Origin of the sequence: Longimonas sp. (assembly GCF_040409695.1) — a bacterium.
In the GTDB taxonomy this organism is placed as follows: domain Bacteria; phylum Bacteroidota; class Rhodothermia; order Rhodothermales; family Salinibacteraceae; genus Longimonas.
Window position 1 is genome coordinate 1 of record NZ_JARWGJ010000114.1, and the last position, 8,335, is coordinate 8,335.

The 8,335-nt window shown below is 59.9% G+C and carries 7 protein-coding genes; 1 reads left to right on the forward strand and 6 read right to left on the reverse strand.

The window, feature by feature from the left end; all coding sequences use genetic code 11:
• From PPP56_RS07220 to hepA, 6 genes are all read right to left on the reverse strand, one after another.
• The coding region (locus tag PPP56_RS07220; RefSeq protein WP_353563367.1) for a hypothetical protein at positions 1 to 609 on the reverse strand (609 nt) is incomplete at its 3' end.
• Positions 610 to 626: 17 nt separating this feature from the next.
• Positions 627 to 1,781, reverse strand: coding sequence for a glycosyltransferase family 4 protein (locus PPP56_RS07225; protein WP_353563368.1), 1,155 nt, complete (start codon positions 1,779 to 1,781; stop codon positions 627 to 629).
• Complete coding sequence (locus PPP56_RS07230; RefSeq protein ID WP_353563369.1) at positions 1,781 to 2,722, reverse strand: sulfotransferase domain-containing protein; 942 nt, start codon at positions 2,720 to 2,722, stop codon at positions 1,781 to 1,783. Before PPP56_RS07230 ends, PPP56_RS07225 begins: the two co-directional genes overlap by 1 nt.
• A gap of 103 nt (positions 2,723 to 2,825) precedes the next feature.
• Positions 2,826 to 3,884, reverse strand: a complete 1,059-nt coding sequence (locus PPP56_RS07235) for a sulfotransferase family protein (protein WP_353563370.1) — start codon at positions 3,882 to 3,884, stop codon at positions 2,826 to 2,828.
• A 43-nt stretch (positions 3,885 to 3,927) separates the two neighbouring features.
• Positions 3,928 to 5,313 (reverse strand): glycosyltransferase, encoded by a 1,386-nt coding sequence (locus tag PPP56_RS07240; protein WP_353563371.1) that lies wholly within the window; start codon positions 5,311 to 5,313, stop codon positions 3,928 to 3,930.
• 176 nt (positions 5,314 to 5,489) lie between these two features.
• Positions 5,490 to 7,328, reverse strand: a complete 1,839-nt coding sequence (hepA, locus tag PPP56_RS07245; RefSeq protein WP_353563372.1) for a heterocyst formation ABC transporter subunit HepA — start codon at positions 7,326 to 7,328, stop codon at positions 5,490 to 5,492.
• Between the two features lie 346 nt (positions 7,329 to 7,674).
• Between hepA and rfbC the strand changes: the two genes are divergently transcribed.
• Complete coding sequence (gene rfbC, locus PPP56_RS07250; RefSeq protein ID WP_353563373.1) at positions 7,675 to 8,241, forward strand: dTDP-4-dehydrorhamnose 3,5-epimerase; 567 nt, start codon at positions 7,675 to 7,677, stop codon at positions 8,239 to 8,241.
• Positions 8,242 to 8,335 lie beyond the last annotated feature (94 nt).

The window sequence follows — 8,335 nt, forward strand, 5'->3', positions numbered from 1 at the left end:
CGTGCCGATGCCTCGTGGACACAGAATGAACGTGCTTTCCTGACCGACCGTGCGGTACTGCGTTTCCAGCATCTCGCGCTTGGCAGCGGGCAGGTCGCCGTACGGCCAGAACGGGTCCGTATCCAGCAGAAATGCCTCGTCGTCTTGCAAGCTCAGGATGCGTGATCGAACCGGGTGGGTGCTTGCCTTGCCGATAAAAGAGTACAGGTGCTGCCTTGGAGCGACGTTCGGGTTGTACCCAACATGGGCATGCGCAAACGCCTTCAGGTAGCCACCGGTGCGCGTGCGCTTCGGGCTGTAGTCGGACTGGCTCAGTGAAGCATACACGCCGGGCAGTAAAGGGAGCGGCTGGTCGTGGCGGCTGTGCAGAGCACAGCGGTCGGCATGACGCCGGTAGACCGGATGCGACTGGACTTCGCGATAGTGCTGCACAGTGTGGCAGTTTTCCACAAATAGAATCAGATCTGCGGTGTCGGGCGATTCGGTCAGCGTGTGCGTGCCAAAACGGTCGTGGCAGGCGGCGTCGCGCATCCGGTCACGTTCGTCAAAGGGACAGGGGCGTCCGGGACGCTCGCTATCTGCGCTGGAGAGCAGGTGTACGTGGGCCATAAGAGAAAACGGATCGGTTAGGAAGTGAGGGGGGCATCCGCCGGGTTCATAGCCTGGGCATACAGGCGCTCGTAGGCGTTTGCTGTGTGCGTTGCTGAGAACGTAACTTCGGCATGGTGCTGCGCTTCTGCGCCGCATGTGGCAAGGCGATCGTAATCGCTAAGGGCGTTGCGCAGGGCACGCGTTAGCGCGTCAGTATCGTTCGGGGGAACGAGGGTTGAGGCGTCGGGCGCCACGTACTCGGGGAGCCCGCCTGCACTGCTGGCAATCACAAAGCGTCCGTGAGCCGCAGCGTCGAGGGGAACGAGGCCTGCTGGTTCGTTCCAGACCGACGGCACGACGACGAGCCAGGCCATGTTCATGAGACCGGTGAGCGCTTCGTCGTCGCACCATCCATGGAAGTGGACGCGGTTGGTAAGTGCCAATGCTTCGACCTCGTCATGAACCGCCTGCATGTGGGCATCGGTGCCGGTGCCTGCAATATGAAGTGCAGCCGACGTGTCGACATCTGCCATAGCACGGAGCAGCCAGAGCAGTCCCTTTTCGGGAGCAATCCGCCCGGCATACAGCACGCTGGGGCTGTTGCGGGGCGGCATGGTGAAGGGCTTTACAATGGGGGCGGGTGAAGGACACACAACGATATTGTCCACATAGCAGCCGGCTCGCACCATCATCTGCTGCACGTACATGCTAACAGCTGCAGTCATTACGGTGTGCGTCTGCGCTCGCTCCCGCTGAAGGCGTCGAATGTTGCGCCACATCTTGTGAGGGCGGCAGCTACCGCAGCGCTCCTGCAGGTGCATACGCAGGCATCCTACGGGATGATAGGTGCGATTGCAGGGCATGCCAGAGCGCCGCAGATACCGCGTTCCCGAGGGGCAGCCCCCCTGGTGGCCATGCATGGTACGTATCAGCGGGAGGGCAGTCGGGATCGGGGTGGGGAGGTCGCGGTGGGCATGGAGGATATCGACCCCGTGTGCACGGGCTTCGGCGTAGAGCGTGCTGGCCGTAACTACATGGGCGTCTGGAGGCAACGGCGCGTTGCCCTGGGGCGTATGGCAGAGCCACAGCACGTCGTGGCCCGCACTGCGCTGTGCGTTTGTAAGACGATCTACATAGGTGGCAATACCGCCAGGTGCCCACAGATCGGGGGCATAATGAGCAATGCGCATCAGCTTAACGTCCAATCAAGAGTTGACTCATATCCCAGTTTGACAAGCAGAGGGCCCCACTCTTTTTTAAAGTGGGCAGCCAGGGCAGGGGTGAAGTGGTTGCGCCAGTCGCCGGGCACTCCTTTGCGGTAGTGACTATGGACGTTCTCCTCGCCTCGGCTACGTCCGCCAGCCAGCCGGTTGAACCGGTGATCTTCGAGAATGCGCTGAAAGAGCGATGCTGGCAGTGTAGAGAGCCGTCGGCGCGGCACAGGAAGCAGCGGCCAGTGGCCGGGCACGCGTGCGGCGCCCCGGTAGTGCAACCGGTTCATGCGCAGAAGGGCCTGGTAGCCGGTTGAGTACTGTGCCCCCGAATCCAGCCAGCCGAGGAACGAAGCAATGCGTGCAAACTCCGCATCGGGATGCGCCGTCAGGGCTTCCATATGCAGCTCAAGCACGTTTGGTTGGTCATAGTCCCAGGCCTCCATATCCTCAAAGACGGACCGGCTGAATACCATCTCAGCGGCGAGGCCGTCTTCGATCGAGAGGGTCTGGAGCAGGTCGCGATGGGGCTCAAGCTCGGGCCACTTATCAGAGGGATGCGAGTGCTTATGGGAAAAGTAGGCCGATACCAGCACGTCGCGGGGGTCGCGTACTACGTGAAAGCCGCGCGAGACTGGCAGTTTGCGCACTTCGTTGATGTCGGCATTGGTGTAGATGAGCACGTCGATACGCTCGGCCGCTACTTTGTCGGCGATAGACGCGTACGGAGCAAAGTGGCGAGGCAGATGCACAATGGTATGGCGCCTGCCGAGATAGAAGCTCATTTCACGAAAGATGCGGGTGATCCATCCCGTGGCGCACTTATGGTGCCCGTAAAAGGCAGCAAGGGGCATGGTATCGGTAGCAGTTACAGGAGCCGTCGGCGCCTGGCGTTCAGCGTATGCAGCAACAGAAGACATCGGATCGAAGGGGGGTAAACAGGACAAAACACATGCTCTGACACTAAGGTAGTGCCCGAGATAAGCTGGGCACCGATGCTTTTGGAGACAACCCGTGTCGCTTTTAGCGCACACCTTCACCCGAGGCAATGTCATGTAGCGGATCACACCGGCTCTGTAACCACTTTGACCAGTCACGTAGTTTGTTTCGAAGCGACTGTCCGGGCACGTGGCGTACGATATAGGGCCGATAGTAGCGGTGCCGCCATACGTCGTAGTGCCAGTATGCCGATTTGATGTGCTGCGTGATACGAGCACGCAATGAGCGCTGCGGGTGCGTGGGCTGATACGCAAATGCCTGCATTTCGTCGGCACAGAGCGACTCAACCCACCCAACTTCAGTAGGTGTTAGCTTGTCTTTCCATGTATCAATGCGGGCGGTTGATATAGGACGCGTGGCCGCCTCGTTGAATGAGTTAGCGGCTTCGGTCTTCATGTAGTGCTCAGCATCGGTATGGAAGCGGAGCATGGCTGGAGCATAAGACTCATCAAGGAACGTGCAGAGGGTTTCTGCCATGTCGCGGGGAGCACGCACCAGGTCTTCGTACCGGATGGCGATGCGCTGGGCCTTGGGGACAATCCGTTCAAGGAGTTGGTACCCTACATTCCAGCTTTTGCGACGATTCAGTGCGTTGAAGATGACATCGTCTGGAAAGAACGAGACGCGCTGCATGGAGGCCACACCGGCACGGGGGTCGCGTGCTACATAGATGAACTGAGCATCTGGAAACATCTCAATGAGCTGGTCTACAAAAAAGAGATTGCCCGGCGTCTTCTCGCCCCAGCGCGCTTTGCCCTCCTGCGCGGCCCACATCTCCAGTAGCGTTGCGTACGGCGTGCGGTACGTAGGAGACGCAGCGCCGAGCAACCGCTCGCGAGCTGCATCAACAGGCAGGTTCGGAAGCAGCGGTGCAAAGTGGCTGAGCGTGCCTTCTGCAAACCGCGCATAGGCGGCGTCCGTCCATCCAGGACGGTGCCATGGCGTGCTCGTCCCGACGCGCTTGAAGTAGTTCAGCTCTTCGGGAATGGCAATGCGCGGATGAGCGTTCAGCATGAGCCGCACCAGCGTTGTGCCGGACCGGTTCGCGCCAACGACAAAAATAGGAGCGTTGGATCTGTTCATCAGGTAAACACGTCGTTGTGGTAAAGTCGTCAAACAGGAGCAGCTACGCTGCGGCAGCAGCAGGTGCGGCCGATGCAGAAGACGGCAGACGGCCAACCAGTTCTGCGAAGGCTTCAGCCCGGCGAGTGCTGTCGAGCGTCTTGGTAAGGAGCGTCCGGTCAAAGAAAGGGAGGTCTCCGTGCAGCGTGCTCGCAATAAGCGGCTCCAGGTGGCTACACAGGTGCTCGACATCGCAGGGACGGCTCAGAAACACGCCGGGCTTGTCGCTCAAGTAGTCGTGATTTTCACCAGGCGGTACAGCGGCGAGGATCGGACGGTCGGTGGTAAGGTACTCATACGTCTTTGCCGAAATGCGTCCACCAGGTGTACCATTGGGCCGGTCGGGCAGCGTCAGGAAGAGGATGTCGGCCGCGTGCATCAGCTGCAGGGCCTCCTCGTGAGGGCGGGGGCCGTGCACATGTACAATGGACTCCAGGTCATATCGTGAGAGTACCTCCTGTACGACGGATTCCGGAAACGTATTGCCATAGACGTGTACCTCCACGCGACCTACCCATTCTGGGTGCGTTTCAAGTAGCTGCTGTACGGCTTGCCCTATATACACGGGGGTGTGGCTACGCGGGTCAGTCGGCGAGGCTACGTAGCGTCCCCAATGGTTCCATGCGTTCCAGGCGCGCTTGGCCCACTGCATGGGCCGAGAAGCAGTGCTGGTTATGCTGCGTGTGTGCATGTGCCATCCTGAGAGTCCGCCCGTGTAGACGATGCGAACGGGTGCATCGGCGGGCCGCTCCGGTGCAGCGGTGCGCTGCGGTATGTCGGTTATACGCACGCCCCGCCGGATCAGGTGAAACTTGGACCGGTGGGCCTCGGGCTGCCGCGCCTGTACGCGCTCCATGTTGCGTTTAGACACATACACTACGGCATCAGCCGTCTGCACCAGCCAGTCCTCAAGCGTTTGCGAGGCCCATGCATGCGCACGTGTCGGAAAGGTCGACTCGACATCGGGACAGGTAGGGGAGTCGTTCAGATTGAGAATCAGGGGGAGGCCGGTCAGCTTCTTTAGCAGGGCGGCCACAACGCTTCCAGAGTACGGCATCGCAAAGGAGAGTAGCGCATCGGGCCGCTCTTGCTGTACGGCCCGGTAGCCTGCGTAGAGCGCAGGAAGAATCCACGGCACGAAGAGGTCGGGCCAGATGAGCAGGTCGCTTATCTTGCCCAGGCGCAGGCGCTTCATAACGTGCTTGAAGCGCGACGCATCGCGTTCGCGCACCGGAATCACCTCAACGCCATCGAGGGCGGCCCCTGGTGCCGATGTAATGGCGCGGACGCGATGGGTGCGGGCGAGATGTGTGAGGAAGTAATCCACCCGAATGGCGAGCGGATACGTCTGGGGAGGAAAGCGGTACGATATGGCAAGAAGGTTGTCCATAATGCAGATACACAGTAGAAAGCGGCAGCAGGGCCGAGAATATTCAGGGTAGCACAGGTAGGGCTGCGTTCCAGGGCTGTTAGCCAGGCGGTTATCTGCTGCTCTTGCTCTCGGTGTAAGAGGCTCTCGGCGCAGGCGCGGAAAGCAACAAGAACAGCCGGTACGTGCTGTACGCGCTACATCGAGGCAGCTGAGGCGTACTGGATTTTGTGGTACGACCAGAGGGCGCCCTCCTGAGCAATCAGCTCGTGATACGGCCCCTGCTCAGCGATGCGTCCTTCTTCGAGAACCACAACCCAGTCGGCATGCTCAATCGTAGAAAGCCGGTGGGCAATCGCGATGACGGTACGCCCCTTCATGAGACGCTGCAGCGACTGTTGCACGGCCTGCTCTGAGACGCTGTCGAGCGCGCTGGTGGCCTCGTCCAGAATCAGTATTTCCGGATCTTTTAGCAGTGCCCGTGCAATGGCGAGCCGTTGTCGCTGTCCGCCCGAGAGGCGAATACCCTGGTCGCCCAGCGACGTCTCAAATCCCTCTGCCATCTCTTCAATGAACGGAAGCGCGTTGGCCTGCTCGGCGGCGGTTACGATCTCCTCCATCGTAGCATCGGGACGCCCGTAAGCGATGTTGGCCCGCACGCTGTCGTTGAAGATGAACGTGTTCTGGCTCACAATGGCAATGCGATCGCGGAGCGACTTAACGCTGAACTCGCGCAGGTCCACGCCATCATAGAGCACACGGCCCTCGGTCGGGTCGTGGAAGCGAGGAATGAGGTCAGCCAGCGTGGACTTGCCAGCGCCGCTGCCGCCGACAAATGCGGTTGTGGCGCCGCGCTTGATGGTAAGAGAGATGTCTTTCAGCACCATAGGACCGGTGTGGTACTTGAAGTCAACATGCTCAAGGCGAATTTCTTCTTGCAGTGCAGGAGCTTGGCGCGACCCGTCCGACAGGTAGGGTTTGTCTTCGGTACGCAGCAGCTGAGCAATGTTGGCAAGCCCGGCCCGGCTCTCGGCCCACTCCCCCCGAATGCCGTTCAGGTTGAGCACCGTGGGCATCATGCGGAGCAGCGCAAACAGGAAAGCAAGCAGGAACGCCAGGTCCAGCGCGCCCTCCAAAACAAAGAACTGCACGGCGACTACGATCAGGGCAATAAGGCCCATACTCACAACACCCTGGGTGAGCGGCTTAATGAGCGCCCGTCGCATGGCGGTGGTTACAACCGCATCTGCAAAATTGCGGGTAGCACGCTCCAGGTGGTCGCGCTCATCCTGCTGGCGGTTAAAGGCCACCACGGTGCGGATGCCCTGAATGAATTCGCTCAGCGCCCCCGTGAACGTAGCACTCGTGTCGGTGATTTTCTCGCCGTGCCTGCGCACGCGGCGAATCAAAAACGTGAGACTGTAAGAGAGGACGCTAAAGAAGATCAGCACGATGAGCGACATCTCCCACGATATCCAGAACATGAGCCCGAGATAGACCAGCAGCATCGTGCCCTCGTTGATGAGCGTAAAAAGGGCGCCCAGCGTGGTCGCTGAACGGGCAATCTCGTTCATGAGGCTGTTCAGCAGGTCGCCGCTGCGGTGGCGGCTGAAGAACGAGAGAGATACCGACTGCAGCTGATCTACGATACGCATGCGTAGATCTTCCACGATGCGCACACGGCTCATCGTGGCCAGCACGGCAGCGGCATATCCAAACGCACTGCGCAGCAGCGTGGCAAGCAGGATAAACCCGCAGATTAGATAGAGCTGCTGCACTACGTTGTCGGTAGCGCCCAGCAGGTAGGTGTCGACCCAGGCAATGCCGATACCTGCAGTCTCCGGGTTGTCGAGTGTCTGCAGAAATGGAATCAGCAGGCCGATGCTTATGCCTTCAAAAATGGAGGCAAGCATTGCCGCCACGCAGGTGAGCGCAATAAGCCCGGCATACCGTCGAAAGCTTGTAGACAGAATGCGTATGTCGCTCTTAGAGGAAGCCTTCGTAGCGTCCGCAGCTTCTGTAGAGGAAGGGGGCATGAGTACCGTCAAAAGAATGTAAGGGGGGATCAGCCGTAAACCGGGTCACTTGATCGGGCCAAGTACTACGGCTATGCGCCTCCAACAATAGGACGAAGGGCGGGGAGAAGAGTAGGTCTTTCTGCAGATTCGACAGGGAGACTATGCGTATCTATATTGCGCTTTTGGATGAGCGCCTCTGGGTATTTGGAGAAGTGCCGCTGCAATGCGATCGGTAAGATGCAGCGCGCCGGCGCAGCATGCCGACGCGAAACACGACGCGGAACACGGTGCGCATGCACATGAGTTAGGCATCGCGCCTTCTTCACTTTTCGTCTTCACTTTTCGTCTGCCCGTATCGCTGCACATGACCGTAACGCCGCTATCGATCCCGGCTGTTCGTCTCATCGAAACCACCCGCTATCCCGACGAACGAGGATTTTTTCGTGAGGTGTGGCGCGGATCGCGCTATCGCGAGGCCGGTATCACGGGGCCGTTTGTGCAGGACAACGTGTCGCGGTCTCGCCCCGGCGTCGTACGAGGACTTCACTACCAGCATCCAGAAGGGCAGGGCAAGCTGATCGATGTGTGGGCCGGGCGCATCTATGACGTGGCTGTGGATATACGGCGCGGCAGTCCCACCTTCGGGCAGTACGTGGAGGCAACGCTCAATGCCGACGCAGCTCAGCAGCTCTACATTCCTCCGGGATTTGCGCATGGGTTTGCGGTGTTGGGTACAGCCGAGGCGCTTGTGTCCTATAAATGTACCCGCGAATACGCTCCCGCATGCGAACACACCATCCGGTGGAACGACCCCGCGCTCCGCATCCCCTGGCCCGTAGATACCCCGCTGCTGTCGCCCTCTGACCGCGATGCACCACCGCTCGACGCATGCTCTGACGACCAGCTTCCCGTATACCACGAGCCTGCATGACGCTTGCGCGCGAAGGCGCGATGCGCGACGACGGAGGCACGATGACGTATAGATAGGGAGGCAATGCATGCGAAGAACGCACACGAAGAACGCA

Bases quoted from the DNA above. Each gene is read 5' to 3' on its own strand.
- PPP56_RS07225 (WP_353563368.1), bottom strand. From the start codon at position 1,781: ATGCGCATTGCTCATTATGCCCCCGATCTGTGGGCACCTGGCGGTATT.
- PPP56_RS07230 (WP_353563369.1), bottom strand. From the start codon at position 2,722: ATGTCTTCTGTTGCTGCATACGCTGAACGCCAGGCGCCGACGGCTCCT.
- PPP56_RS07235 (WP_353563370.1), bottom strand. From the start codon at position 3,884: ATGAACAGATCCAACGCTCCTATTTTTGTCGTTGGCGCGAACCGGTCC.
- PPP56_RS07240 (WP_353563371.1), bottom strand. From the start codon at position 5,313: ATGGACAACCTTCTTGCCATATCGTACCGCTTTCCTCCCCAGACGTAT.
- hepA (WP_353563372.1), bottom strand. From the start codon at position 7,328: ATGCCCCCTTCCTCTACAGAAGCTGCGGACGCTACGAAGGCTTCCTCT.
- rfbC (WP_353563373.1), top strand. From the start codon at position 7,675: ATGACCGTAACGCCGCTATCGATCCCGGCTGTTCGTCTCATCGAAACC.